This window comes from Exiguobacterium sp. ERU653, from assembly GCF_018617775.1.
GTDB classification, from domain to species: Bacteria; Bacillota; Bacilli; order Exiguobacteriales; family Exiguobacteriaceae; genus Exiguobacterium; species Exiguobacterium marinum.
In genome coordinates, this window is the sequence record NZ_JACSKV010000002.1 from 98224 (window position 1) to 123819 (window position 25596).

The 25596-nt window shown below is 47.2% G+C and carries 25 protein-coding genes; 12 read left to right on the top strand and 13 right to left on the bottom strand.

Annotated elements, in window-relative coordinates:
- Entirely contained in the window at positions 1-1401 is a 1401-nt protein-coding gene (locus tag KNO95_RS10515) for a LutB/LldF family L-lactate oxidation iron-sulfur protein (protein WP_285800440.1), read from the top strand.
- Positions 1401-2093 carry a LutC/YkgG family protein gene (locus KNO95_RS10520; protein WP_026824568.1) on the top strand — a complete coding sequence of 231 codons (693 nt, stop codon included), beginning with the start codon at positions 1401-1403 and terminating at the stop codon, positions 2091-2093. Before KNO95_RS10515 ends, KNO95_RS10520 begins: the two co-directional genes overlap by 1 nt.
- A 39-nt stretch (positions 2094-2132) precedes the next feature.
- Here KNO95_RS10520 and KNO95_RS10525 read toward each other — a convergent pair whose 3' ends face one another.
- The gene (locus tag KNO95_RS10525) at positions 2133-3161 is read right to left on the bottom strand and encodes a DUF4097 family beta strand repeat-containing protein (protein ID WP_214878969.1); all 1029 of its coding nucleotides are present in this window, start codon (positions 3159-3161) and stop codon (positions 2133-2135) included.
- A complete protein-coding gene (locus KNO95_RS10530; RefSeq protein ID WP_026824570.1) occupies positions 3158-3478 on the bottom strand; it encodes a PadR family transcriptional regulator in 321 nt (106 codons plus the stop codon). Before KNO95_RS10530 ends, KNO95_RS10525 begins: the two co-directional genes overlap by 4 nt.
- A gap of 189 nt (positions 3479-3667) precedes the next feature.
- Between KNO95_RS10530 and KNO95_RS10535 the strand changes: the two genes are divergently transcribed.
- Positions 3668-5623 (top strand): ATP-binding protein, encoded by a 1956-nt coding sequence (locus KNO95_RS10535; RefSeq protein ID WP_214700920.1) that lies wholly within the window; start codon positions 3668-3670, stop codon positions 5621-5623.
- A 33-nt stretch (positions 5624-5656) separates the two neighbouring features.
- On the opposite strand, the gene KNO95_RS10540 is transcribed toward KNO95_RS10535, so the two are convergent.
- Positions 5657-6454 carry a glucose 1-dehydrogenase gene (locus KNO95_RS10540; protein ID WP_214700906.1) on the bottom strand — a complete coding sequence of 266 codons (798 nt, stop codon included), beginning with the start codon at positions 6452-6454 and terminating at the stop codon, positions 5657-5659.
- Between the two features lie 189 nt (positions 6455-6643).
- Here KNO95_RS10540 and KNO95_RS10545 point away from each other — a divergent pair, with 189 nt between their 5' ends.
- Positions 6644-7966 (top strand): hemolysin family protein, encoded by a 1323-nt coding sequence (locus tag KNO95_RS10545; protein WP_251125158.1) that lies wholly within the window; start codon positions 6644-6646, stop codon positions 7964-7966.
- 200 nt (positions 7967-8166) lie between these two features.
- Entirely contained in the window at positions 8167-9159 is a 993-nt protein-coding gene (locus tag KNO95_RS10550) for a 5'-3' exonuclease (RefSeq protein WP_026824581.1), read from the top strand.
- 11 nt (positions 9160-9170) lie between these two features.
- Here the strand turns inward: KNO95_RS10550 and KNO95_RS10555 are convergent, their stop codons facing one another.
- Entirely contained in the window at positions 9171-9974 is an 804-nt protein-coding gene (locus KNO95_RS10555; protein ID WP_214703647.1) for a VOC family protein, read from the bottom strand.
- A 106-nt stretch (positions 9975-10080) separates the two neighbouring features.
- Here KNO95_RS10555 and KNO95_RS10560 point away from each other — a divergent pair, with 106 nt between their 5' ends.
- Positions 10081-10407, top strand: coding sequence for a winged helix-turn-helix transcriptional regulator (locus tag KNO95_RS10560; protein ID WP_214703645.1), 327 nt, complete (start codon positions 10081-10083; stop codon positions 10405-10407).
- Between the two features lie 63 nt (positions 10408-10470).
- Positions 10471-11478, top strand: coding sequence for a S66 family peptidase (locus KNO95_RS10565; RefSeq protein WP_214878971.1), 1008 nt, complete (start codon positions 10471-10473; stop codon positions 11476-11478).
- A gap of 4 nt (positions 11479-11482) precedes the next feature.
- On the opposite strand, the gene KNO95_RS10570 is transcribed toward KNO95_RS10565, so the two are convergent.
- On the bottom strand, positions 11483-12673 hold the full coding sequence (locus tag KNO95_RS10570; RefSeq protein WP_214878973.1) for a helix-turn-helix domain-containing protein: 1191 nt from the start codon (positions 12671-12673) through the stop codon (positions 11483-11485).
- Positions 12674-12783: 110 nt separating this feature from the next.
- Between KNO95_RS10570 and KNO95_RS10575 the strand changes: the two genes are divergently transcribed.
- Positions 12784-14037, top strand: a complete 1254-nt coding sequence (locus tag KNO95_RS10575) for an MFS transporter (protein WP_214878975.1) — start codon at positions 12784-12786, stop codon at positions 14035-14037.
- Positions 14038-14057: 20 nt separating this feature from the next.
- On the opposite strand, the gene KNO95_RS10580 is transcribed toward KNO95_RS10575, so the two are convergent.
- The 4 genes from KNO95_RS10580 to KNO95_RS10595 form a co-directional block, all read right to left on the bottom strand.
- Positions 14058-14354 carry a DUF3817 domain-containing protein gene (locus KNO95_RS10580; RefSeq protein ID WP_026824587.1) on the bottom strand — a complete coding sequence of 99 codons (297 nt, stop codon included), beginning with the start codon at positions 14352-14354 and terminating at the stop codon, positions 14058-14060.
- 81 nt (positions 14355-14435) lie between these two features.
- Positions 14436-14942 (bottom strand): DoxX family membrane protein, encoded by a 507-nt coding sequence (locus KNO95_RS10585; protein WP_026824588.1) that lies wholly within the window; start codon positions 14940-14942, stop codon positions 14436-14438.
- A 176-nt stretch (positions 14943-15118) separates the two neighbouring features.
- On the bottom strand, positions 15119-15532 hold the full coding sequence (locus KNO95_RS10590) for a pyridoxamine 5'-phosphate oxidase family protein (protein WP_026824589.1): 414 nt from the start codon (positions 15530-15532) through the stop codon (positions 15119-15121).
- 117 nt (positions 15533-15649) lie between these two features.
- Positions 15650-15850 (bottom strand): cold-shock protein, encoded by a 201-nt coding sequence (locus KNO95_RS10595; RefSeq protein WP_015880427.1) that lies wholly within the window; start codon positions 15848-15850, stop codon positions 15650-15652.
- Positions 15851-16111: 261 nt separating this feature from the next.
- On the opposite strand from KNO95_RS10595, the gene KNO95_RS10600 reads away from it, so the two are divergent.
- The gene (locus tag KNO95_RS10600) at positions 16112-17710 is read left to right on the top strand and encodes a glycoside hydrolase family 55 protein (RefSeq protein WP_214878977.1); all 1599 of its coding nucleotides are present in this window, start codon (positions 16112-16114) and stop codon (positions 17708-17710) included.
- On the opposite strand, the gene KNO95_RS10605 is transcribed toward KNO95_RS10600, so the two are convergent.
- The gene (locus KNO95_RS10605) at positions 17674-18180 is read right to left on the bottom strand and encodes a flavodoxin domain-containing protein (protein ID WP_214878979.1); all 507 of its coding nucleotides are present in this window, start codon (positions 18178-18180) and stop codon (positions 17674-17676) included. The two genes, KNO95_RS10600 and KNO95_RS10605, sit on opposite strands and share 37 nt — an antisense overlap.
- Positions 18181-18284: 104 nt before the next feature.
- The gene (locus KNO95_RS10610; protein WP_214878981.1) at positions 18285-19934 is read right to left on the bottom strand and encodes a glycoside hydrolase family 13 protein; all 1650 of its coding nucleotides are present in this window, start codon (positions 19932-19934) and stop codon (positions 18285-18287) included.
- Positions 19935-20058: 124 nt separating this feature from the next.
- Here KNO95_RS10610 and KNO95_RS10615 point away from each other — a divergent pair, with 124 nt between their 5' ends.
- The 3 genes from KNO95_RS10615 to KNO95_RS10625 all read left to right on the top strand — a co-directional run bounded on the left by KNO95_RS10615 (position 20059) and on the right by KNO95_RS10625 (position 23183).
- On the top strand, positions 20059-20838 hold the full coding sequence (locus KNO95_RS10615) for a helix-turn-helix domain-containing protein (protein ID WP_214878983.1): 780 nt from the start codon (positions 20059-20061) through the stop codon (positions 20836-20838).
- 85 nt (positions 20839-20923) lie between these two features.
- Positions 20924-22264: a globin family protein gene (locus KNO95_RS10620; protein WP_214703628.1), complete on the top strand. Its 1341-nt coding sequence runs from the start codon at positions 20924-20926 to the stop codon at positions 22262-22264.
- A 19-nt stretch (positions 22265-22283) separates the two neighbouring features.
- On the top strand, positions 22284-23183 hold the full coding sequence (locus KNO95_RS10625; RefSeq protein ID WP_214878985.1) for a class F sortase: 900 nt from the start codon (positions 22284-22286) through the stop codon (positions 23181-23183).
- A 47-nt stretch (positions 23184-23230) separates the two neighbouring features.
- On the opposite strand, the gene KNO95_RS10630 is transcribed toward KNO95_RS10625, so the two are convergent.
- Positions 23231-23938 (bottom strand): ABC transporter ATP-binding protein, encoded by a 708-nt coding sequence (locus KNO95_RS10630; RefSeq protein ID WP_026824595.1) that lies wholly within the window; start codon positions 23936-23938, stop codon positions 23231-23233.
- Complete coding sequence (locus tag KNO95_RS10635; RefSeq protein WP_026824596.1) at positions 23938-25575, bottom strand: ABC transporter permease; 1638 nt, start codon at positions 25573-25575, stop codon at positions 23938-23940. Before KNO95_RS10635 ends, KNO95_RS10630 begins: the two co-directional genes overlap by 1 nt.
- Between the last annotated feature and the right edge of the window lie 21 nt (positions 25576-25596).

Sequence of the window (25596 nt, forward strand, 5' to 3'; positions counted from 1 at the left end):
ATGGGGATTCGGTTAGATGAGAAGTTTCAGGACCGTCGGAAAGACGGGATTGAGGATGCGTTTATGCGTCAAGCCGTCAGTTCGGCTCAAAACCGACTGCGCGATGGACGGTTGAACGCTGCGGGCGAACTCGGGGACTGGGAAGCATTCCGTGACCACTCGGAAGAGATTCGTCAGCATGTGCTTGAACATCTGGACTATTACTTATATCAATTGAGTGAAAACGTCTCAAAACGCGGCGGGAGCGTCTTCTTTGCAGAGACACCAGAAGAAGCGAACCGCTACATTCGGGAAGTCGTTCGCTCGAAACAAGCCAAACATGTCGTGAAATCAAAATCGATGGTCACAGAAGAAATCGGATTGAACGAGGCGCTTCAGGAAGAAGGATGTACCGTCGTCGAGTCCGACCTTGGGGAATGGATCTTACAACTTGACGAAGACCCACCGTCTCACATCGTCGCCCCTGCCTTGCATAAAGACCGAGACGCTGTGCATGAAACGTTCACTGCTCACGGATATATCGGCTCGAACGACCCGACTGAACTCGGTCGCTATGCGCGACAAGAATTACGGAAAGACTTTTTGAAGGCAGAAGTCGGCATCACCGGCTGTAATTTCGCCATTGCGGAGAGTGGAGCCGTCGGGCTTGTGACAAATGAAGGAAACGGACGCATGGTGACATCACTTCCTGACACGGTCATCTCTGTTATGGGGATGGAACGCGTCGTCCCTTCCTATGAAGAGTTCGAGGTACTCGTCAATATGCTTTGTCGAAGCGCCGTCGGTCAGCGACTCACTTCATATATCACGACGTTCGCCGGAACGCGCGCAGTCGGGGAAGTCGATGGACCAGAAGAGTTCCATCTCGTCATCGTCGACAACAAACGATCAGGCATTCTCGGCACACAGTTTCAATCTGTCCTGCAATGTATTCGTTGCGCGGCCTGTATCAATGTCTGCCCTGTCTACCGTCATATCGGTGGTCATGCGTACGGCTCCATCTATCCTGGTCCGATTGGTGCCGTCTTGGCCCCACTCCTTGACGGGTATGAGAACTACAAAGAACTCCCCTACGCGTCGAGTCTATGTGGCGCCTGTACAGAGGCATGTCCTGTGAAGATTCCGCTACATGAACTGTTGATCGAACACCGCCGTGTCATCGTAGAAGAGAATAAACAATCACCTTTCGTGGAGCGGATTGCGATGAAAGGATTTGCCGTCACGGCTTCGAGTCCGTTCTTATTTGAAGCAGCGGAACACGTTGCACCGTTTGCGTCATCACCATTCGCCACGTCTGGTCAGATTGAAAAAGGACTACCAGCTTGGACGGACTCGAAAGACTTACCACAGCCAAATAAACAGACCGTTCGAGATTGGTTCAAGAAACGAGGGAACGTCTGATGAATCCTGGAACAATTACAAACCGTGAAGACTTTTTAAAACGCATCGCGAAACAACTTGGTCGTGAAATTGACCTCACACCACCGAAACGCGAATATAAGAACCATCCACAAGATCACGTGTTAAAAGGTGTGAGTGAAGAGGAACTGCTCGAGACGTTTCGCATGGTCGCGACCCGAATCCACACCGATTTAGTAGAATGTGAATCGAAACATCTTGATGATACGCTCCGTCTCTTGATTGAACGCTATGAAGGAACGCGCATCCTTGCGGAAAACGATGAACGGATTTCTGCTTGGGCACCCTCAACGAGTGAGACGTTCGCTTGGTGGGATTCGACACAACCGGAAATGAGTCGAGATTTGGCTATACGTGCTGACATCGGAATCACAATTGCGGATGCAGCGTTTGCGGAAAGTGCGACGATCGTCCAATATGCGAAACCTGGTAAATCACGGACCATCAGTCTGTTACCACAAGACCATATCGCGATCATCCCGAAGTCTGTCCTTGTTCCGCGCATGACGCAAACGGCACAACAACTTGCCGCACTAGACCGAGACGGCCTTCATTCCCCGAACGGTGTCAATTTCATCTCTGGACCGTCAAACTCAGCCGACATCGAGATGAATCTCATTGTCGGCGTTCATGGTCCTGTTCGAGTCGCCTATATTTTGGTGCATGATTTATAAGGAAAGCCCCTCTATCGATTGATGGAGGGGCTACTTTTATCATGACACGGTGACGCTTCCGTTTGAACTTGTTAACTTCACTTCAATCGCCCCGTCCCCAAACACGCATTCCTTCGATCGTTCGCCGAACACATCAACTTTACCATTTCGAGACTTCGCTCGAATCGTCACATCTTCCGGACGTTCATCGACATGTAAGTCAATTTTTCCATTGCTCGATTTTAACCGAATCGGTGCTTGAATCGCTTGTACGGAACAGTCAATCCGTCCGTTTGACGTTTTGGCATCAATCGCCCCCGTGACGTGATTGATATCGATTCGACCGTTCGACGAATGGATGTTGATGTGCTCCAGTCGAGAGTGTTTCGCTTCGACACGACCATTTGAGGAGTGAAGCTCCCAATCATGACCGTGACAACTCGACGCAAGCACTTTTCCGTTCGAGGTGCACAGTAAACCGTGTTTCGCTTGAATCTGATGCGCGACGACTCGACCGTTCTCACTTTCGACATGTAATCGTTCCGCTTGGAGGTCCTGTACATCACTCGAACCGTGGCGATTTTTCAATTGAATTTGATGATAGGCGTGATGTGGCAATTCAACCCGAAGCACCGGTGCTTTCGACCCGAACCACGAAAATAGATCAGATAGACCAAAACGACGTTCTGATTCGATTCGAATCTCCAGTGTGTCCCCAACGATGTCCATCGCGACCCCATGATCCGTCTCTGTTTCGAGCGTTGCGTAAGCATAGCCATCTTGTGATGGAGTGACGAACACTTGCGCATTTTGTACTTGAATGAGGACACTTTGAAAGGCTACCGTCGAACTTTTAACAACCGCGGGTGGTCGTGTCGACTCCGATACTTCAAAATCGACGGAGGCGAGCAGTTCCGAGGCGAGTATGCTCGGTTCCCCTAACTCGCGTGCCATCTCTTCATCACTTCTTCCTTCTAATCGGCCGCTCGAGAAATACTCGGACACATCTCGTAATATATCGAGGCGATCCTTCACCTTTACTTTCATCAATAATTGCTCAAGCTCTGACAAGTACTGTTCTTCATTCATCTGTCGTCTCCCCCTCGGATTAAGTCATTGACGCCGTTTGTGAATACATCCCATTCCGCTCGCAACTCAGTCAAATGTGTTTTCCCTTGTTCCGTAATCTGATAATACTTTCGCGGTGGCCCTTCCCCGGACTCCGTTAAATACGTCGTGAAATAGCCATCTGTCGTCAGTCGACGTAACAATGGATAAACAGCACCTTCCGAAATGGCCACTTTGGCCGAAATCGCTTGAACGAGTTCATAGCCGTAGCGGTCTTGTTCTGCCACAAGCGCAAGTACACAAAGATTCAACACACCTTTTTTGAATTGAGGATTCATGATCCCACCCCCTACTATACATAGAACAATAGCACATCATTTACTACTATTCAATAAACAATAGTGAGTATTCCCCTAATTTCTTAATATATAGCATCTGAGGAAACGAATCTGTACAATGAAAGAATGACACTCGTAGGATATTTGTCACAGCCGGAATGTTCATCATTCCAGGAAGGAATGGTCTTTATGAAGTCATGGATTGACCAACAGATTGGAAGACAATTTTTATTCGTCTTCTACTTATTCATCGGACTGATTCTCCTCACGTCTCTTGCCGTATATGTGTATACGGAAAACCAAATCGAACAGACGACATCATCGCTCGAGAACATTAGTGAACGGCGCACGAATGCGACCGAATTGTTCGAGACATGGCAGTCGATGCAATATGAAATGCGTGGATACGTTATCCTCGGGGACGACGCGATGTTAGAGCGCGTCCAAGAAAAGCAAGTCTTGATTGACGAACAGACGACTTGGTTCGAACAGAACGCCGTGACCGATAAGGAAAAAACGTACGCGGGAGATGCTCGTACGCTGTTTGTCGCTTATCAGGAACGCGTCATGCCGAGCCTTGAACGTTATGTAGAAGGAAAGCGGAGCGGAAGTGTCACCGAGCCTTTCTTGAAAATGCCGACACTCGGGAAAGTAAATCCACAAAAAGAACCGCCGACGGATCGTAAATTCAAAATCAATTCGAAAAGTGCTGCAGATATGAGCGCGAGCATTGTCGATATGGAGAGCGTCTTCACGAAATACCGGAACTCACTGAACGCAGAGGAGGACGCCCTCCGTGCCCAACTTGCGACCCATACAAAATGGGCACAGGCACTTTGGCTTCTTTCTTTACTCGGTGTTTTATTCATTCTCTTCATCGTTGCCCGTCCTTACGTCAGACGATTGACAGGGCAACTTCAGGAGTTGATTGAAAATAGTAAGCGTCTTGCTGGAGAGCGACAGCCGGTCATCCCGGCAACTGCTCAATCTAAAAATGAAGTCGGGCAATTGACGACATCTTTCCGCCAGATGGCTTCGTCACTCACGACACAACGTCATCGAATCGAGGAAGAACGTGAAAAGACAGCACGTCTCCTCCACTCGATTCGGGATGCTGTCATCTATGTGGAGCACACAACAAAAGAAAAAGTAGCCAATCAGGCACTCTTCGTCTTGTTTAATCAACCGATTACGAAACGAAATGAAGTCGATTTATATCGATTAGATGTGAGTCTAGAAGAACTCGGCCTCCAGGTCGACCAAAAGGATGCGTTTTTCGCCTTCATGGAACGGTCATTCGATGGACAGTGTAAAGAAGAGAGCGTCACGTTCTCGATGAATCAAGAAGAGCGCTTCATTCAAATGTATGCGGAGAAGGTTTACTTGAGAGGGACACGCCACGGTACGATGCTTGTCTTCCGTGATGTGACACATGAGACTGAAGTCGATCGCCTGAAAACCGAGCTTGTGTCAACTGTATCTCACGAACTCCGTACGCCGCTCACAAGTATCATCGGTTTCACAGAACTACTTCGTTTCCGTAAACTGTCTCCTGAACGTTCCGAAAAATATTTAGGAATGATTCATCAAGAGACATTGCGTCTCGAAGACTTGATTTCAAACTTGCTTGATGTGCAGCGGATGGAGTCTGGCAAACAGACGTACCATAACGAACCAGAACGTCTATCCGTCATTCTCGAACAGGCCATCACGGTGCACCAAGGATCGAGCCAACACCATCGCATCACGTTTGATTGTCAGGAAGATGTCTATGTATACGGAGACCGGACACGACTTGGACAGCTATTTACGAATTTGCTGCATAACGCAGTCAAGTATTCTCCAAAGGGTGGCGATATCAATGTTCGTGTCGCATGTGAACGACCCGACTGGATTGATATTTCGATTGAAGATCATGGAATCGGAATTCCTCAGACGGCGCTGCCGAAGCTGTTTGACAAGTTCTATCGCGTCGACAATTCCGCAAGTCGTAAAATTGGGGGCACGGGTCTCGGGCTCGCGATTTGTAAAGAAATTGCAGAGGGTCATGGTGGTGCAATCCACGCCACATCAAACATCGGCAAAGGTTCCATTTTCACCGTGAGTCTCCCAAAAATGGATCTATCGAATCAAATGAGTAGTTAAACAACAAGAGGGTGCGACATCGCACCCTCTTGTTTACTGTACTTTGTTCTCTGGACCGAATGATGGATAGAGCGAAAGCCCACCATCAGCAAAGATTGTTGTCCCTGTCACATAGGACGATTCATCTGATGCGAGCCAAGCGGCAACGGCAGCGATTTGCTCCGGCTTCCCAATCGCATGTGATGGGATGAGAGCCTCTAACCCCTCTTTTTCTTCCGGATCGTTCATCGTCTCTTCATTGATTGGCGTGTCGATTGCACCTGGCGCGATCGCATTGACGCGAATATGGTTCGGTGCGTATTCGAGAGCGACTGATTTCGTGAACATTTTCACGCCACCCTTACTTGCTGCATAATGTGTATAGCCAGGTCGTGGAATGACCTCATGAACAGAAGACATATTGATGATATTGCCCTCGATTTCATGTTCAACAAAGTATTTCAAAGCGGCACGAACGCCAAGGAATGTCCCGTTCAAGTTAACGTCGATAATCTGTTTCCAGTTATCGAATTCCATTTCATGCGTCTTCGCTTCGACTTGTACACCGGCATTGTTGACGAAAAGATCCATCTTCCCGAATTCAGAGATGGCTTTCTCAATCATCTTCTCCGCAAGCCCTTCTTCAGAGACATCTCCTTTCACGGCGACCGCTTTCCCGCCACCCGCTTCGATTCCCCGGATGACCTCTTCCATTTCCTTTTCACTGCTTCGATAGTTGAGGACGACATTCATCCCCTCTTTTGCGTAGCGTTCCCCGATCGCTCGACCAAGACCTTTCGAGCTTCCGGTGATGACTGCGACTTTTCCTTTCAACTCTGGATAGTTTGCCATATCAATTCCTCCTTCATCTTCTCGGTTTTAGTTCCCGCATTTCCCTTTTCCTCAAACATAGTTGGCTGCATTTTGAATATTTGATACAAATCAACTATACTGAAACAAACTATTCGTTTTCAGGAAACGCCTGAAGGACGTTTGATCTTATTCTTAATGGAGGTGACTCCCCGATTTTTGGGGGAATTGTTGGACAGTCCCATGTTACTTAGCTTATTCATCGTTACGCTCTTAATCTTTTTGACTGCCTTTTTCGTGGCAGCCGAATTTTCAATTGTAAAAGTGCGTAGCGCTCGACTCGACCAGCTCGTGCTCGAAGGAAACAAGAAAGCCGTCACTGCGAAAAAAGTCATCGAAAATATTGACGACTCGCTCTCTGCTTCTCAGTTCGGGATTACGCTTTCCGCACTAGGTCTCGGATGGATCGGCGCTGACCAAATCGAAAAATATATCCACACGTTGGTTGAACAGTTGAACTTATCACAATCACTCGTGACGTTCTTGTCGTTTCTGATTGCATTTTTACTGATCGCGTTCCTGCACGTCGTCATCGGGGAATTAGTTCCAAAGACGCTTGCGGTTCATGAATCTGAAAAGTTGACGCTCCTTGTCGCGCGTCCGCTCTATGTGTTCACGAAACTCTTCTATCCGTTCATTCGTGCCTTGAACAGTATGGCTCGACTGACTCTCCGCTTGTTCGGGGTTCAGACGACGGCTCAAGAAACGGCTCACTCGGAAGAAGAACTGAAAATCATCATGACGGAAAGTTTCCGTAGTGGTGAGATTAACGAAAACGAGTTAGCATACGTACAAAACATCTTCTCCTTTGACGAGCGGATTGCCAAAGATGCCATGGTTCCACGAATGAACATGGTGACGATTGATGAAGAAGATACAATCGAAGAAATTATTTCGGTTGTCGAAGAACACCAGTACACGCGTTATCCGGTCACACGGGATGGCGATCGGGACGATGTTCTCGGATTCGTGAACGCAAAACAACTTTTCACTGCTCAACTTTCGAAAAATGATGCGCCGTTCGAATCGTTCATTCATCAATTACCACTCGTTACTGAGTTCACTCCACTTCAAGAAGCGATGGTGAAAATGCAAAACGCACAGACGATGATGTGCCTCGTCATCGATGAATACGGGGGAACTGCCGGCCTTTTGACGATTGAAGATATTTTAGAAGAAATCGTTGGTGAAATCCGAGACGAGTTCGACCGAGATGAACAAGCTGAAATTACAGAAGTCGCTCCGAAACATTACCGTCTCTCGGGACTCGTATTAACACAAGAACTCGAAGAGCGGTTTGGCATTGAAATCGAGGATGATGTCGATACGGTCGGCGGATTCGTTTTATCACAAAAAGCGAACGCACGAACGGGCGAACGCTTCACTTTGCCTGGTAATCACGAACTGATTGTGAGTGAAGTCGATAATCACCGCATCGTCTTCGTTGATTTGATTTTAGCCTCATATGAAAAGGAAGAACCTATATCAGAATGATGCTTTTTTTCACGCCCTTCTCCTAAATGTAGAGAAGGGTTTTTAACATTCGAATCGAACTGTCGCTATATTTTCGCCTCTTACCGTGATATACTGCACATATGTTGCTTATTTGAGTGTCACCCACTCAATGACACAACATCACCGAAACATGGCGAGATGTTCGGTTTAAACAGAAAGAAATAGAAAGAAGGTTACGCATGGAACGCAAACTATTTTTGATTGACGGTAACTCCATGCTGGCCAGTGCTTATTATGGTGCCGCCGCGAGCCGAACGAAAAAAGGACGCGAGGTATCAAAAAACGATCGGAGTGCCGTCATCGGAATGACCGGCCTCATTCGGACGATTCTACGTAGACATCGTCCGACTCATTTTGTCGTCGTCTGGGACGTCTCACGTGAAACATTATGGCGTCGAGAACTGTACCCGGGCTATAAACGCCGCAGACGCCAAACACCGCCTGAATTGAAAGCGCAGATGGAACTCATGCGCCAATTGCTTGAGGATAGTGGGATTCCACAATTCCAAGTAGAAGGGTATGAAGGGGAAGATTTGATTGCCCATATCGCGCGTAAATTCAGTTGCAGTGCCCCTGTGGTCATCATGACAAAAGATAAAGACTTGTTACAGCTTGTCAGTCCACGAATCACCGTTTGGTTACAAACACAGGAGCTTCAGCAAATGCAGGCTCGCTGTGACATTCGTGATAACCGTCCGTTACCTCTCAAACGTCATTTAGAAATTCGACCAGAAGAGATTGCAGCGTTATACGAAGGGTTGAAACCGAAGCAATTGTCAGCCGTTAAAGCGTTGACAGGAGACCGTTCTGACGGTATTCCTCCAGTGGCTGGACTCGATGAAAGTCAATCGGTTCAACTGATCAAACGATTCGGTTCACTCGATAAGCTGTATTCTGCCTTGAGCATCAAAGGTGACAAACGACAACAAGTAAATGAAACGATCGCGGCACTGACGTCAGAGGAGGTGCCCCGTAACTTGAGACGAACACGCAAAAAAGCAGAGCGTAATATGGAGCTCGTTCGTCTTGATGTCACGGTGCCAGCACTTGAACATTTGAAGCTAGCTCATCTCGAGCTCAGCATCAACCCGAAGAGAGTCGAGCAAGCGTATCAAAAACGCGGACTTCGCATCTCATTCAATGCAAGTCAGAAGAAAGTATCCGCACATTAAAAGAACGGACGTCAAGCGTCCGTTCTTTTTATATGCACGGTAATCCCGTCTTCATCGGTCAACGACCATTCAGATGACGTACCACCTAATGCTTGATTCGTCTGCTCATTGACGAGAAGCGTCCATGTCTCGAGTCCTGCCTCAACTCCTAGAGCATCACTCGGACGTGCCCACACGTTCGTACCAATGTGATGGTGATATCCGTCTGCCGAAAGGAACAGTGCCCCCGGATAAGAATCCGTCGTGATGGAAAAACCGAGACGATCATGGTAGAAGCGTTTTGCTGCTTCGATTGACCGAACTTTAAAGTGCACATGTCCCATCGTTGTCCCGATTGGTAAACCTGTGAACGGTCGATTCGCCGCAGCTTGAAGCATCGACTCATACTCGACAGGCTCTGTCGCCATTTTCACATGACCGTTTGCTTCATACGTCCATTGGTCTTTCGGACGATCGGCGTACAGCTCGATTCCATTCCCTTCTGGGTCACTCAAGTAGAACGCTTCACTCACCAAGTGGTCACCTTGCCCGACTTCGATACGCCGCTCAATAAGATGTGCCAAGATGCTTCCTAACTCCACGCGATCCGGCAATAGAATTGCTAAATGAAATAACCCTGCCGCTCGTGGATTCGTCTTCGCTTGTGGCACACTGTGCAAGATAACGAGTGAACGTTCTTTCGTTCCGAGCGTGACAAGTTCTTCGGTTTCTTCTATGACGTTCATCCCGATTACGTCTACATAAAATTGTTTCACCTGTTCGATATCACGGACCCGAAGCGTCACCGGTCCTAGTTCAATTTTCTCGATTTTCATATAAAATCACCTCACCCCCACTATACCCGCTCAGCTTACGTTACAGAAGTAGGCACAAAAAGGTGGTATAGTTACTTCAACGATACTATTGGAAAGGAAGAGCGATGTGACCAACATAACAAGCTGCGAAGTCGATACGGCACTCGAACTGATCACAGGAAAATGGAAGCATTCCATCCTCCTCGTACTAATCAACGGGGATACGTTACGCTTCAGTGAGTTGAAGCGATCGTTACCAAAAATCAGTCAAAAGATATTGACCGCACAACTCCGTGACTTAGAAGAACAGGAGATTGTCATCCGAACCGTCTATCCAGAAGTCCCTCCCCGTGTTGACTATCGCTTAAGTGAGTATGGGAAAACGCTCATCCCGATTCTCGAAGCGATGAATGAATGGGGAATACGTCATGCCGAACGAATGCGCTCTAATTAGTTGTCCACATGTGGATAACCATTTTAACCCATCCCAATCATCACTTATCCACAGGAGGTCGTCATGATTCGTTATCCACAGTTGACCGGGCATCACATCGGTGTCACTGCCCCTTCGTCAGGTATACCAGAAGAACTGCACCATTTATTACATCAATCGGAACAGAAGTTTTCCACTCGAGGGTTCACGTTGCAATTCACTCCGAATGCGTGGAAACAACGATTTGGGAAGTCCGCTCCGGCTCGGGTCCGTGCACATGAGCTGACATCTCTACTTCAAGATGACAAAGTCGACTTGATTGTCCCGCCCTGGGGTGGGGAACTCTTAATGGAGATTCTCAATCAAATCGAGTGGCAGACATTACCCGCAAAATGGATGCTCGGCTATTCGGATACAAGTTTATTGCTTTTTGTGTATACGCTAAAAACCGGAATCGCCTCGGCACACGGTCCAAACTTAGTCGACTTACGTGCCGAAGTGTGGGACGAGACGAGTTCACGTTGGCTCGATGTGTTGTCGACGCGGACCAACGAGACGGTCATCCAACGTTCGTCCGAGAAGTTCCAAAAAGAATGGCAGTTTGATAACCCAACGCCACATCTGTTTCACTTGACGGAAACGAATGAATGGAAAGCTGTCGGTGGTCAACACGCGACAGGTCGATTGCTCGGTGGATGTCTTGATGTGCTCTTACATACAATCGGGACGCCATATGGAAACGTCAAGACGTTCCAACACGAGCACCTGAACGGCGAACCGATTCTTTGGTATTTTGAAAACGCCGAGATGAACATTCCGGCACTAAAAAGGACCCTCCTTCAAATGAAGTGGGCCGGTTGGTTCGAGCATACGTCTGGTATTCTATTTGGACGGAGTGAGGCACCTTCTGTGCATCAAGACTATACGGTCGAGATGGTGTATGAAGAGCTTCACCACACTCTAGGTATTCCAATCTTTTACGATATCGATTGTGGGCACGTTCCCCCGCAGATGACGCTCGTTAACGGAGCGCACGCTTCTGTGCAGGTCGAACATGGTAAAGGGACATTGGTTCAAACGTTCAAGGGCTGATTCGTCAGCCCTTGATCTGTTGTAGTAATAATTCTAAACGTTTGCGAAACAGACCTTGTGGGAATTCCTTCACTTTTTCTTCGATCACGGATACCCAGTCGTCCCCGCATCCGTTCAGTGTTCCCCTTAATAACCCTTCGTAGTAAATCGCGATATCGACTAAACTATGTGTTTTCCACTCGTCTCGATTTTCCCATAATGCCAATAAACACTCTCTTCCTTTTTCCGATTCCCCTCGAAAAGCGTAGTACACACCTTTCGCCATCGAAATCGCCGCAATGAACGGCTCAATCTCTGTCGTGAGTGATTCCATCAACTTGACGTTTTCTCCTAACAGATCAATATGTCGGTATTCCATCGCATAGAGTGCTTCGGAAAGTGCCACTTTGATTTCTGCCAAGCGGTCTTCCGTGAATTGAATGTATTGCTTCGCTTTTTGTAAAGACTCACGAATTTTCGTCTCATCATTCAAATAGAGCGCACAAATCGAAATGGTCCGATATACGTCATCCGCACGGTAGTAGATTCTAGTCCGCTTCATATACTCGAGCGCGTCTTCAAGCTGTCGAATGGAGCCTTCCAAATCCTCATCACAAAGAAGATTTTTAAAGACGATCAACATGGCATACTCAGTTCTCGTTTTCGCTTTCATGTACTTCGCATCAAGGAGTTCAATCGCGTCAATCCGCTCAATCGATTCTTCATATCGGTTCCACATCAATAAATAGTAAGCTTGGCTGATGCGCCCGATCGCCAATTCATCTGTTTCTCCTAATTTTTCAAAAATCTCAATCGCTCGGTCGTAGTAGGCTAACACCTTCTCATTTTCTTCTTCTTGAAAGTACGTATCGCCATACAACATATACGCTTTCCCTTGCCACACAGAGTTCATTTCTTCTTTTAAGTATGGGGAAAGCATCTGTCGTATTTCTTGATCCGAACGCGAGATGAGTGTCATTTCTTCATATTCTAACTGTTCGACCATCGTTTGTAGCTCAGCTTCTTTCGGGTCCGTCAATAACTGTTGCATCGACACACCTAAACGACTGGAAAGTTCTCGCAAACTACGCATCGATGCTTCCGCTTTCCCGTTCTCAATCATACTGAGCATCGATTTCGTGACAATCCCTTCCGCCAACTGCGTCTGGGTCATTTTTTTCTGTTTTCGTAACGCTTTAATTCGTTCACCAATCATATGCCACCTCGAAAAGTTAAATTATATTGAACTTTTTGTTTACATTTCACTCCCGTACCTTTATGCTAATGTTAAATCACATTTAACAAATTTGCAAAGGAGTGCTTCCTATGAAATTCTTTTCGTCCAACCTCTCCATTTTATTACTCGGTAAATTCATGTCTTTGTTCGCATCCAACTTATTTACGTTCGTAGCAGGCTTAACGGTATTGACGACGACCGGATCTGGACTGCAATTTGCATTTGTCTTACTGGCAGGAACATTGCCACGCGTTCTCCTGTCACCATTTGCCGGTGCTTATGCGGATAAGCTTGACCGAAAAGGCGTCATCATCAAGATGGAGTCTTTGAATGGAGGATTATTTTTACTCGCAGGGATTGGAAGTCTAATGTGGACTTTTGAAGCACCTGCCTTTTATGTCATCACATTTTTCTTATCCATCGTCTCCACTTTCTTATCGGTCACGCTATCGAGTTCGATTCCACTTCTATTTGAAGAGGAAGAGCTTCAACGTGCCAACTCCCTCATTCAAAGTATCATCTCCATCTCAAGTATCGGTACTCCGCTTCTTGCCGGAGCACTGTTTAAACTCATACCGATTCCAGTGTTTTTATTCAGCTCAGCCCTATTCTTCATGATTGCTGCGTTACTTGCTTCTCGACTCACATTTCATCAGAAAGAGGTTGCTCCAACCGAACAATCCACCTGGGAAGATGTACGGTCCGGTCTGTCTTATTTGAAACAGCAGCGCGTTTTATGGACGGTCACCGTCCTCGCCGCATTCTTGAACTTCTTTTTCGTCGCGTCAGAAGTGTTGTTCCCGATTGCAGCATTACAAGAGGTCGGTGTGTCCCCGTTCCAGTTCGGACTACTTGAAAGCATGGTTGCCATTGGATTTTTAGTCGCTTCTTTACTTCACGCCTTGCCGTTATTCAACATCAAACATCGCCTATCGACCATGCGATCAGCACTGACCATACTCAGCATTCTATTTGTCGGCCCTGCCATTCCATTATATTTGAACTTCAACGTCATCACGTCGATTTTCTTTTTTGCGATGTTCGCTTTACTGAGCGGTTTCTTCATCGTACGTGTCAATATCCCCATTCAATTGCTCTTACAAACGAATACGGACCCGAACTACTTAGGTCGTGTGATTGGGGTACTCGAATCACTCGCGATGGGGATCACACCAATCGGTTTCATCTTATTCGGAATATTAAGTGATCTTGTGCCAGTCGCTCATCTATATACCGCCTGTATGATTGGTCTACTCTTATGTACTTTCACACTCACCTATCGCATCCGTCACGACATCCAGGCAGAAAAAGCTGCACTTCAGTCAGCCGAACGTGTGTCGTAACGAAAAAGACATCGAACGAATCAGTTCGATGTCTTCTCTGTTGACGGGAGTACCCGTTTTTCTAATAAAAATGGTCCGAATGGGATGACGGATGCCATAACAGCAAGCGTCAAAACTTTGAAGCCCCAACGGAAGCGCCACGCCATGTACACGGCTGCGAGCACGTAAGCAACAAACAAGAAACCGTGCGCTGCGCCGACAATACTGACCGCAAGTGGAATGCCGGCCATATATTTCAGTGGCATCGCGATTAATAGTAACAGCAAGAAGGATACCCCTTCTGTGTAGCCAATCCATTTAAAATGAGTCATAGTCATATGCGTTCTCCTTTATCTCTGTTAGGCTACATCTATCGTAGCCGAAACGTGAGAGGTTTGTCACAGGAGAACATATAAAAGTTACGAGGCTATTTGACGATTTGGTGAACGGTGCAATACTTTCGTTTCAACGAAGTTACGAAGGAACAAGCCGTCGACTCCGATTTTGCCAGCGTTATGACCGGCAACTAAAATCAAGACAGATACGATCAACATCGTCGGGTTCGTGCTGACTGTTCCTGAAAGTAAGAACGCCATGTTCATGACAAGTCCGAAGAATGCTGCACTACGTGTGAGTGCACCGAGTAATAACCCTAGGCCGACCAAAAATTCACCATAAGGAATGAGGACATCGAATAATCCAGCGTTCGGGATTGCAAAGTTTTCTAAGAATGCGGCCCACCATCCTGCGACAGCTGGATGTTCTCCAGTGGCGAGTGACACCGCGTTGTTTAAAAATCCTTCTGTTCCAAAACCACCTGTGATTTTACCCCAACCTGCCGTCAACCAATGATAACCGAGCCATACACGTAATACCGTTAAAATCGCTGTGGCAACATTGTGGTTTTGCCAAAATTTCGTGAACATAATAATTCCTCCCTTTAAGAAGTTAAATAAATGAATAATGTGATTACATTCACAATATATCATCTATGTTCACTTTTTCACATATATAATCTTCCTTGTTCATAATTCGTACATATGTATGCCACAGTCTATTCACATATACAAAAAGACGCCTTCTTTAGGCGTCTCTAAGAGTATTATAAGGTGACTTCTTGGGATGGTTGACCTTTTTTGTTCATCACACGCATTGATTCAGGTTCGATTTTGAGAATGATGAGTTTTGGATCATCCGGTCCATCGAACCATCCTTCAAGTTTGTCATTCCATACTTTTTCTTTCATCGATTCATCATCTGACACCGTTGCTTTTCCTAAGATTTCTAGGTACGTGTCGCCGACTCCATCTCCATCGTAACCAATTAAAATATGAGTATATGGATTTCTCTCTAATTCCTCTACCTTATCTGTATCGTTTGAAGTTGCTGTATAGAGCGTGAAATCTTCATGGAAAAATGTCATATATCGACTGTGCGGTTTTACTTTATATACAGTCGCCATTGTACCTACATTACTTGAGTCTAATATTTTTAATGCTGTTTCTTTTGCACTCATTCCGAATTCCTCCTTCACGATTTGTCGCTCGTATACTGTTCCCTCAAACCATATGGTTAAACACAAAAAAACCTGCTCGCCGATGCGAGCAGGTATCATATTCCTTAGAAAGGAAGATTAGATTTTTTCAACGTTAGAAGCTTGTGGTCCACGAGCTCCGTCTGTGATTTCGAAAGTTACTTCTTGGCCTTCTTCAAGTGTTTTGAAGCCGTCGCCTTGGATTGCTGAGAAGTGTACGAATACGTCGTCTCCGCCTTCCATTTCGATGAAGCCGTAACCTTTTTCTGAGTTAAACCATTTTACTTTACCTGTGTTCATGAATGAACCCTCCTGAAATAAACGCTATGCGTTATAGTAGTGCCTTACTAGAAAAAACTTGACCAAAAAAAATACAAGCCTCTGGAATTATCTAATGAAAAATAATCCCAAGCACTTGTGAATTATGATTCCAGCTATTCTTAATTAAGCACATATTGAATATAACATGGTTAGATGCTTCTGTCTAGTAAATACTTCTGATTGCTAAAAATAAGTCGAAACGGGTACACCCTAGAGAAGATGACACTAGGGGGATCTATTATGAAAAATTCAAATGATCAACAGTCAATCGCATCGATGATTGCTGCTTATTCCGACTGGTCTGAAGAAGAATTAATTCATCAAACACTCAAGTGGCATCATACCACGAGTAAAACAACTTATCCAGCAATGAGCCAAACATACGCTTGTCGAATCCCATTAACGGAGCGAGTTTCGCCTGTCCGGACGTCTCTTCCGCTTGAACAGATCGATGGAGTGGTTCGTCCCGTTTGGATGCGCCGACTCGATGCGGAATATTTGAATCTGATGCATATGACAAAATCACGTGTCGATGTGACGAACTATGGGGCTGTTGGAGATGGCAAGACGGACTGCACCCTCGCCTTTCGTCTCGCCCTCCGCTCTAATCGCCGTGTCTATGTGCCACCAGGTGTATATATCGTTCGAGGAATTCGCCTTCCTTCTAGTTGTACACTTGAAGGTGCCGGACAAGACGTCACAATCCTCAAATTATCCGATCGGGCTCCGAAGCATCGCCGTCTTTTACGAAATACGACCCCATTCGCCGGCAATCATCATATCGAGGTATCCCATCTTACACTTGATTGGAACGTTGATCGTTTAGGTGACGTGAAACGAACGACAAGCGGTGACACGACATCGAGCGCTTTGACATTCGCGCACGTGACGTATGGATGGGTGCATCATGTGACGGCTAAAAATGCCGGGCTCCATGCGTTTGACATTACGTCCCCGCACTATCACTACCTAGGTGACGGACTTCGTGCGGCAAACGGAAGTCGGTATATCCATCTCAATCAACTCGAAGCAACGAATTATGGGGACGATGGGATCACAACACATCATAGTGATGCCATCTACATCACTAACTGTTATTGTCATCACCCCCATGGCCGAACGCACGCTTTAGGATTCTCAAACTCAAACGGCATTGAAATTGATGACGGTTCGCGTCACGTCACGCTTGTTCACAACAGAACGGAAGGCTGTTTTGGAGGTATCGAAGTAAAAGCGCATGGAACCTCGTCAGCCGCACACGACGTCCATATCTTCGGACATCTCTCCGTTCACGACAATCGTTCGTTCAACTTCCGCCACATCGGTCATCATTTGGCAGACGATCCGGATTCCGCGACTGCACGCTTCCTGTCCGGTACAAATTTGGTATCCATCGAGCCAGTCCGAAGCCCGCTTTATGCAAAATCCTCGCCACGGAGTCTGGTCGTTTCCGCATATCAAGATGTCTTCATCCATGGTTTGACTGCCATCGGCGACCCGACCTACGACTATGAACAGCATCCAGCACTTGCGATTCAATATAAGTCAAGACGTGTACAGTTGAAACGAATTTCCGTTCGCGGGTTTACCACAGCCCGAGCCGACCTCGAGCTGTTTGGAGGGGAGAACCGCACCGACGAAGTGACTATCAACGCCTTAAAGTGCAAGGAGTCTGCACCCATCGCCTTAAAAATCGGACGTCAGATAGAACAAATTGCGCTTCATCAAATCGAAGGACAGAAAAAAAGTGGAGATGCTCTCATCTCCACGAAAAGTCCGATTGATGTACAGGACATACTCGCTTACGGGTTCTCAGACCGGGTACGTTCGGACGTTTGAGCCGCCTCCACGAGCCGGTCCAATTTGTCGTCATCGAGTTCAAGCGAGCTTTCTTTCTGCTTTGCCATCATTCGGACGATTGCTTTGTCTAAAAAACCCATTCGTTCAAAGTCATAACCACTGCCAACGACCTCGACAAAATAGGCATGCTCGCGGAGTGATTCACGGTACGCCTCTTCTAACTCACGAATCCGCTCTGATTCTGTCGGTGTCCCGGCACACAAATATAAAGCGAGGGGATGCTCAAGCAAGTGTGCTTCGTGAAGCGCCAACCATTCCTTCATTTCGTCCTGGATGGTTCCCATCCGAATCGAACTGCCGACGATGACGTGATTGATCGTCTCCCACATCACATTCGGCTCTTCTACGATATTTTGGACATGAACGTCACCCGACAGACGTTCAGTGAGTAGAGCCGCTACTTTTTCACTCGTCCCATACCTGGAAGAGTAAGCGATTAAAGTACCCATGTCGTTCCCTCTTTTCATGTCAGACGTTACTTACACTATTCCCGAATCATGAAAAGAAGATACGTGACCATTCAAAAAAAGCTCGCCGAATGGCGAGCTTTTGGTCACAGTTTGTACACTTGCGCTTCGTACGGACGAAGCGTGAACGGTCCAATCGGTTCCATGTTGCCGATGACGCGTTCGTTTACGTCATATGGTAAATCACGTTGTTGTGTTTCGTCCGAGAAGTTACAGAGCACGAGCCAAGTTTCCCCTTCGAACGAACGTGTGAATGCATAGACCCCTTCATCTTTCGGCAACAAGAGCTCATACTTTCCATAGACAACGATTGGATTGGCTTTACGGAGCGCAATCAATTGACGGTAGTAATGGAAGAGCGAATTCGGGTCTTTCCGTGCCGCTTCCGCATTGATGTCGACATAGTTCGGGTTGACCCCGATCCATGGCGTCCCAGTCGTGAAGCCGCCGTGCGCTTCGTCCGACCACTGAACTGGTGTGCGTGAATTGTCACGTCCCCGCTCATGAATCCCACGGAAGATCTCATCGTGTGTCAACAATCCTTTTGACGTGTAATCACGATAGGCATTCAACGTCTCAATATCCCGATACTGATCAATCGAATCAAAGGCGACGTTCGTCATGCCGAACTCTTCCCCTTGATAAATGTAAGGTGTCCCTTTTAATAGATGAAGAAGTGTCGCGAGCATCTTCCCAGAACGGACACGGTATTCCGGTGAATCATTCCCAAAACGTGAGATAGCTCGAGGCTGGTCATGGTTACTCCAGTACAAGCTGTTCCACCCTTCTTCTTCAAGTCCTTCTTGCCAACGTGAGAAGATCGTCTTCAGTTCGGTCAACTTCCAGTCCGTCGGATTCCACTTCCCGAAGCTCCCGTTCCCGACGTCTACGTGCTCAAAGTGAAAGACCATGTTCAATTCGTTGCGGTCTTCCCCTGTATAAAGCTTCGCTTCTTCTACACTGACACCTGGCATCTCCCCGACCGTGATCGTATCGTATTTCGATAAGACTTCTTGATTCATCTCCTGCATGAATTCATGGATGCGTGGTCCGTTAAAGAAGAATGGCGTACCGTCACCGTATCCCGTTCCTTGTGTTTGACCGTCTGGGTAGCTTTGGTCTTTTGAGATCATGTTGATGACGTCCATTCGGAACCCATCGACCCCTTTATCGAGCCAATACGTCATGAGGTCATACACTTCACGGCGAAGCGTCTCGCTTTCCCAGTTCAAGTCCGGTTGCTTCTTACTGAAGAGGTGAAGGTAGTACTCATCGCTCGCCTCATCATACTGCCAAGCGCTACCGCCGAAGAAAGCTCCCCAGTTCGTCGGTGGTTGACCGTCCTTTCCTTTTTTCCAAATATAATAGTCACGATACGGACTATCTTTTGAAGAACGTGACTCCATGAACCATTGGTGTTCGTCAGAAGAGTGGTTGACGACGAGGTCCATCATGATTTTAATACCATGCCGGTGCGCTTCCTCAAGCATCGCATCAAAGTCATCCATCGTACCAAACTCGTCCATGATGGCACGGTAATCACGAATATCGTATCCATTGTCATCGTTTGGTGAATCATATACCGGCGAGAGCCAGATGACATCGATCCCGAGTTCTGCCAAGTAAGACATCTTCTCCGTGATTCCTTGAATATCACCAATTCCGTCCCCATTCGAATCATTGAAGCTACGTGGATAAATTTGATATACGACCGCTTCTTTCCACCATTGTTTCATGTTACATCCTCCTTGAAGTTCATTTTCCGTTTCAACGCTTTCATCGTACTGCCTTCAAGGATTCATGACCATCCATGATATGATTAGGATATGCACAATTTTGCTATAAAAAGAGGAGACTATTATGGAAATCGGCTTTTGTGGCTATTCGTACCATACAACGACTTATACTTTTCCATTCGCAAACTTACTCGATACGTATCTGATTCGCTTACAGACAGAGGGGACGGCTCGGATTGTGGTCAATGGGGAAACGATGATCACACGACCTGGTGACTTATTAATCGTCCGTCCGGGTGACTTCTATGAAATGCATATCGATACACCCGCGAGCGGAGATTATCATATCTTTTGCACTGGACATTCGATGGATACATGGTGGCATGCGACTCCACGGAAACGACTGTATGCGATCACCATCGATTCCCGCCTACTTTCGCTATGGCAACACATTACAGAGGAAGTGCGTCGTCCACCATCTGAACAAAGTGCTGTACTAATTGAAACGCTCGTCCAAGCCCTTCTACTCATGCTCGATCGTTCGATTCAAGATGTGCATTCCCATACGCGACCTCCAGTCGTCTCTCGTATGATGCGCTTTATCGAAGCGCACGTCACGAGTGAGTTCAAAGTATCAGACGTCGCCACAGCGGTCGACCTCAGTGTTTCACGGACCGTTCACCTCTTTAAAGAAGGGACCGGGATGACCATCATCGAATATGCACAATCGATTCGGTTGCAGATCGCCGAAGAGCAAATGCGCTATACGAAGCATTCGTTAGAAACGATTGCGGAACTATCTGGATTTCGAAGTTATCCATATTTCCACAGAATTTTCAAACGGAAATATGGCGTCGCACCAGGGGTTTATCGGACACTTCAACAAAAAAACGAAAAAAAATAAAAAAAGAGTGATCCATTTTTTGAACCGCTCCGTTAGATGGGTGTAAATAACGACAACACTCACTTACGAAAAGGAGCGATTACACATGAAGAAGAAGACGTTAAACAAAATCGTAGCCCCGGCACTTGCCTTAGGACTACTCGTACCAGTGAACGCACAAGCAGCGGACCACATGCCAACAGCGAGCACACCAGCAGGTGACCTTCGCGCGACACTCGACCAACTCTTATCTGAGCACTATGTATTAGCCGTCACATCGATGATGAAAGGTTATGACGAGGCAGCAGATGCTGCGGTCGCAGATCAAGCACTCGATCAAAACGCACTCGATATGACACCAGCCATTTCTTCTATCTATGGAGAAGAAGGTGGCATGAAATTTGAAGAAATCTTCCGTGGTCACAACGACTACTCAGCCGACTTCGTCGAAGCTGCAAAATCAGAAAACAAAGAGTTACGCATGGAAGCTGAAGCTGAAGTTGATGAGTTCGTAGAAGAATTCTCAACATTCCTCGACGCAGCGACGGAAGGGAACTTACCGAAGGAAGCAGCAGCTGATGCGCTTGAACTTCACGAAGACCAAGTCCTCTCTGTATTCGATAACTACGTCGAAGGAGATTACGAAGAAGCTTACATGACGTTCCGTGAAGGCTACAAGCACATGTTCAACATCAGTAAAGCCCTCTCAGGCGCAATCGTCACACAAATGCCTGACAAATTCACGACTGGAGCCGACACACCAGCTGTTGAACTCCGCTCAACATTGAACAGTCTCGCAGGTGAGCACTTCGCCCTCGCAGCAATCGGTATGCAAAAAGGGTACGATCAAGCAGAGGATTATGACTACGTAACATGGGCAGAAGACCAAAACACACTCGACTTCAAAGCAGCCATCGCTTCTGTATATGGTGACGAAGGTGCTGCACAGTTCGAAAAAGTATGGAACTCAGATCACATCACGGCACAAGGTGACATCGTCGCTGCTACACTTGAAGGTGACGAAGCGAAGATTGAAGATGCACGTATGAAACTCGACCAATTCGCTGTCGACTTCAGCACATTCCTCGATGCTGCAACAGAAGGTAACTTACCACAAGCTGCCGGTGAAGAAGCGATCAAACAGCACGAAGCGCTCGTACTCGACACGTTCGATCAATATGTCGCTGGCGATGCAGAAGCTGCTTGGATGTCATTCCGTGAAGGATATGCGTTCATGTTCGGTGTTGGTGAAACACTCGGTAACGCGATCGTGACACAAATGCCTGACAAGTTCGAAGAAACAATGATGCCTGAAGAGATGCCTGAAACTGGTCTCGGTGGTGCACAAGAACAATCAATGAACAGCCTCTACGCTGGATTAGCTGTCCTTGGCGGAATCTTACTCGCCTTCGTAACGCTTCGCAAACGTAAAGTGTCTGAACAATAATCAATAAGGAGGGAGCCCCATGAACAAGCGCCATTTGTTTCTGGCGCTCTCTCTCTTTTGTTTTAGCTTCTGGACGTGGACGAGCGCCCAAGAATCGTCGTCACCACCTGTAGAAGAAAAACAAATAGAGAAGAGCCCGGATTTAACGGCTGAATTCTCACTTCTACAGGAAGAGGTGAAGAAGCTACGTTTAGCCGAGGAAGAAGAAAACGCCAAGGCCGTCACCCCTGTTCAAATCCAGATCCCTAAAATCGATGTCGATACGGCAATTGAACAAGTCGGTGTCCTGGACAATGGACAGATGGGCGTACCAGAAGATGAGAACCAGGTCGGGTGGTTCGAACCCGGTGTCACACCAGGTAGCAAAGGAAATGCCGTGATTGCTGGTCACGTGGATAGTAAGACCGGCCCGGCTATCTTTTATCAACTCGACCAACTGACAAAAGGCGATGATGTTCTGATTCAAGATGAGGCGGGAAACACCTTACGATTCCGCGTCACGAAAACAGAACGCTATGATACGAAAACCGCGCCAATTGAAGAGATTTTCGGTGCCACATCAAATCGGAACTTAAATTTGATTACCTGTTCGGGGACGTTCGGGGACGGGGGCTACGATGAACGATTCGTCGTCTATACAGAGCTGGTGGATACCGAACTGAACGAAACTGTCGATCTCGAGACACCGACGGCAATCGAGCTGAAAGGTAACTTATTGACATGGCACGCCGTTCGTCAAGAGAGCGTGATTGGATATCGGATCTATGAAGTCATCGACGGAAAAGCGACTCATATCGAAAGTATCCCATCCCATGCACGAAAAAGTATCGAGGTCACAAGTGAGAACAACGCATCCTACTACGTGACTGCGATTGACAAGCTTGGAAATGAGTCAAAACCGTCTCAGATGACAAAATGACAAGAAGACCCCTTACTCACTTCAATGTGAATAAGGGGTCTTCTCAATTATACGAAGCAAGGAATTTGCGGGTTGAACGTCTTGTTGTTCTCCGTCATGACCTGCTTTTTAATTTTGCCTTCTCCGAGGTAGACGATGCGGTCAGCAAGCGCTTCGGCATCTTCCTCATCATGTGTCACGAAAATCGTCGTCGTGCCCGTCTGCTTCAACAGGCGACGCAAATCGTCGCGAATCCGGTGCTGAAGTGACGTATCCAAGTTACTGAACGGTTCGTCTAGAATCAAGAGCGCCGGCTTCGGTGCGAGCGCACGCGCGAGCGCGACACGCTGTTGTTGTCCCCCACTGAGCTCATAAGGGTAGCGGTGGCGAAATTCCGTCAAATTGACGAGTTCGAGCATCTCTTCAACACGCGCATTCCGTTCCTTGCGGTTCAGTTTATGAAGACCGAACCGAATGTTCTTTTCAACGGTCATGTGCGGGAAGAGTGCGTAGTCTTGGAAGACCATCCCGACGCCACGATCTTCTGGCGGCATGAACTGACAATCGTCGCAACAGACACAGTCGTTCACGACGACGACGCCCTGGTTCGGCATCTCGAGTCCCGCGATCAAACGGAGAATCGTACTTTTCCCAGAACCGCTGTCCCCAAGAAGTGAGACGATTTCACCTTTTGTGATTGAAATCGAAAACCCTTTGATGGTTTCTTCATTTGCACCTTTATAGCTAAAATGTAAATCGTTGATTTGAACGAACATTAGTCGGCCTCCTTATCAAGCACCTTGTGGGAAACGAATATCAACAGTCCACTCATGAGGACGATGACGATGGAAGCGAGTGCCGCTTCGTGAATCTTCTCATCACTCACGTATTTGAACGCCTGTGTCGCAAGCGTCGAAAAGTTAAATGGTTGTAAAAAGAGCGTCAGCGGCAACTCTTTCATAATATCAATAAAGACGAGGATGAACGCGCTCATGATGGCACCTTTGATCATCGGAATATCGACGCGGAAGAACGTTTGGACGGTATTCCATCCCAACATGCGGGACGCTTCCGTGAACGACTTCCCGACCTTCTCGAATCCGCTCTCAATCGAGTTGTAACCGATCGCGAGGAAGCGGATGACGTAAGCAAAGATGAGCATGATGAGCGTCGTTCGGAATACGAACGTCTGACTCAAGTCGAGCGCACGTGCCAGATTAAGCACTTTGTCATCGAGCCATAAGAAGAGCGTGATGACCGCGATGGCGATCGCTGCTCCCGGAATCGAATACCCAAGCGTCGTCACTTTTGAAATGACGCGTGTCATGTTCGACGGGAATAGTCGCGTATAGTTCGCAATGATGAGTGCGAACAGTAGGATAATCACGGTCGCGGTAAAGGCGACCCGTACCGTATTCCAAACGAGTTGCCAAAATTCTTCCGTAAAGACCGTATCGAACGTTAGGAACGTCCATGCCGTCAGCTGCGTGAACGGGATGACGAATGCAATCGCAAAGACGATCGAGACATAAGCGAATACCGCATAGCGATGCCAGCCTTGAAGCGGTCTCGGTTTGAGCGGTTTCACTTTTGTCGAAGCGTAACTGAATTGTTTCCGTCCTCGTACGAGTCGCTCCATCGTCAAGATGGCGATGACGAGAATCATAAGGGTACCTGCTAGCTTCAATGCGGACGACGTGTCTTTCATCCCGAACCATGTGCTAAAAATGGCCGTACTGAACGTCTGAATCCCAAAATATTTCACGACCCCATAGTCGTTCAGCACTTCCATCAAAACGAGACTGACACCACCGATGATGGCGACGCGAGAAATCGGAATGACGACGGTGAAGAAAATATCCCACGACCCGCGACCGAGAATCCGCGCGTTCTCAATCATTGAGGACGACTGGTTATGGAGGAACGCCCGCGTGATCGTATAGATGTATGGGTAGAGAAACAATGTGAAGATGAACACTGTCCCTTGAATCGACATGATATTGAAGTACGATTGATCGACGGTGATACCAAATTCATTTCGTAACGTCGTTTGAATCACTCCGGTATAATTTAAAATACCATGATACGTGTACGCCCCGATATAAGGCGGAATCGCGAGCGGCAAGATGAGTGCCCATTTAAAGAAACGACGGAACGGGAAATCATAGACGGTCACGAACCAAGCGAGGCTCGTCCCAATCACGGTCGTCAGTACACCTGTGGCTAACATGATGAATAGCGTGTTTCGTACGTAACGGGGAAGCAAGTACTCTTGGATGTGCTGCCAATTGTCATTGACCGGCGCAAACAATTCGACGAGTACGACAATTCCCGGTAGGACGATCAATAAAATCGCAAGAAAGCTGAGAATCGCCCATCCATTCAGTTGTCGTTTTACTGCGTGCCAGTTCATGTCGTACCGCTCCCGTTCTGT

Excerpts from the sequence above, each read along its gene's own strand:
- KNO95_RS10605 (WP_214878979.1), bottom strand. The coding sequence starts at position 18,180 with ATGGGTACTTTAATCGCTTACTCTTCCAGGTATGGGACGAGTGAAAAA.
- KNO95_RS10515 (WP_285800440.1), top strand. The coding sequence starts at position 1 with ATGGGGATTCGGTTAGATGAGAAGTTTCAGGACCGTCGGAAAGACGGG.
- KNO95_RS10600 (WP_214878977.1), top strand. The coding sequence starts at position 16,112 with ATGAAAAATTCAAATGATCAACAGTCAATCGCATCGATGATTGCTGCT.
- KNO95_RS10575 (WP_214878975.1), top strand. The coding sequence starts at position 12,784 with ATGAAATTCTTTTCGTCCAACCTCTCCATTTTATTACTCGGTAAATTC.
- KNO95_RS10525 (WP_214878969.1), bottom strand. The coding sequence starts at position 3,161 with ATGAATGAAGAACAGTACTTGTCAGAGCTTGAGCAATTATTGATGAAA.
- KNO95_RS10565 (WP_214878971.1), top strand. The coding sequence starts at position 10,471 with ATGATTCGTTATCCACAGTTGACCGGGCATCACATCGGTGTCACTGCC.
- KNO95_RS10555 (WP_214703647.1), bottom strand. The coding sequence starts at position 9,974 with ATGAAAATCGAGAAAATTGAACTAGGACCGGTGACGCTTCGGGTCCGT.
- KNO95_RS10635 (WP_026824596.1), bottom strand. The coding sequence starts at position 25,575 with ATGAACTGGCACGCAGTAAAACGACAACTGAATGGATGGGCGATTCTC.
- KNO95_RS10620 (WP_214703628.1), top strand. The coding sequence starts at position 20,924 with ATGAAGAAGAAGACGTTAAACAAAATCGTAGCCCCGGCACTTGCCTTA.
- KNO95_RS10550 (WP_026824581.1), top strand. The coding sequence starts at position 8,167 with ATGGAACGCAAACTATTTTTGATTGACGGTAACTCCATGCTGGCCAGT.
- KNO95_RS10570 (WP_214878973.1), bottom strand. The coding sequence starts at position 12,673 with ATGATTGGTGAACGAATTAAAGCGTTACGAAAACAGAAAAAAATGACC.
- KNO95_RS10595 (WP_015880427.1), bottom strand. The coding sequence starts at position 15,850 with ATGAACACAGGTAAAGTAAAATGGTTTAACTCAGAAAAAGGTTACGGC.
- KNO95_RS10610 (WP_214878981.1), bottom strand. The coding sequence starts at position 19,934 with ATGAAACAATGGTGGAAAGAAGCGGTCGTATATCAAATTTATCCACGT.
- KNO95_RS10590 (WP_026824589.1), bottom strand. The coding sequence starts at position 15,532 with ATGAGTGCAAAAGAAACAGCATTAAAAATATTAGACTCAAGTAATGTA.
- KNO95_RS10535 (WP_214700920.1), top strand. The coding sequence starts at position 3,668 with ATGAAGTCATGGATTGACCAACAGATTGGAAGACAATTTTTATTCGTC.
- KNO95_RS10585 (WP_026824588.1), bottom strand. The coding sequence starts at position 14,942 with ATGTTCACGAAATTTTGGCAAAACCACAATGTTGCCACAGCGATTTTA.
- KNO95_RS10580 (WP_026824587.1), bottom strand. The coding sequence starts at position 14,354 with ATGACTATGACTCATTTTAAATGGATTGGCTACACAGAAGGGGTATCC.
- KNO95_RS10530 (WP_026824570.1), bottom strand. The coding sequence starts at position 3,478 with ATGAATCCTCAATTCAAAAAAGGTGTGTTGAATCTTTGTGTACTTGCG.
- KNO95_RS10540 (WP_214700906.1), bottom strand. The coding sequence starts at position 6,454 with ATGGCAAACTATCCAGAGTTGAAAGGAAAAGTCGCAGTCATCACCGGA.
- KNO95_RS10615 (WP_214878983.1), top strand. The coding sequence starts at position 20,059 with ATGGAAATCGGCTTTTGTGGCTATTCGTACCATACAACGACTTATACT.
- KNO95_RS10630 (WP_026824595.1), bottom strand. The coding sequence starts at position 23,938 with ATGTTCGTTCAAATCAACGATTTACATTTTAGCTATAAAGGTGCAAAT.
- KNO95_RS10625 (WP_214878985.1), top strand. The coding sequence starts at position 22,284 with ATGAACAAGCGCCATTTGTTTCTGGCGCTCTCTCTCTTTTGTTTTAGC.
- KNO95_RS10520 (WP_026824568.1), top strand. The coding sequence starts at position 1,401 with ATGAATCCTGGAACAATTACAAACCGTGAAGACTTTTTAAAACGCATC.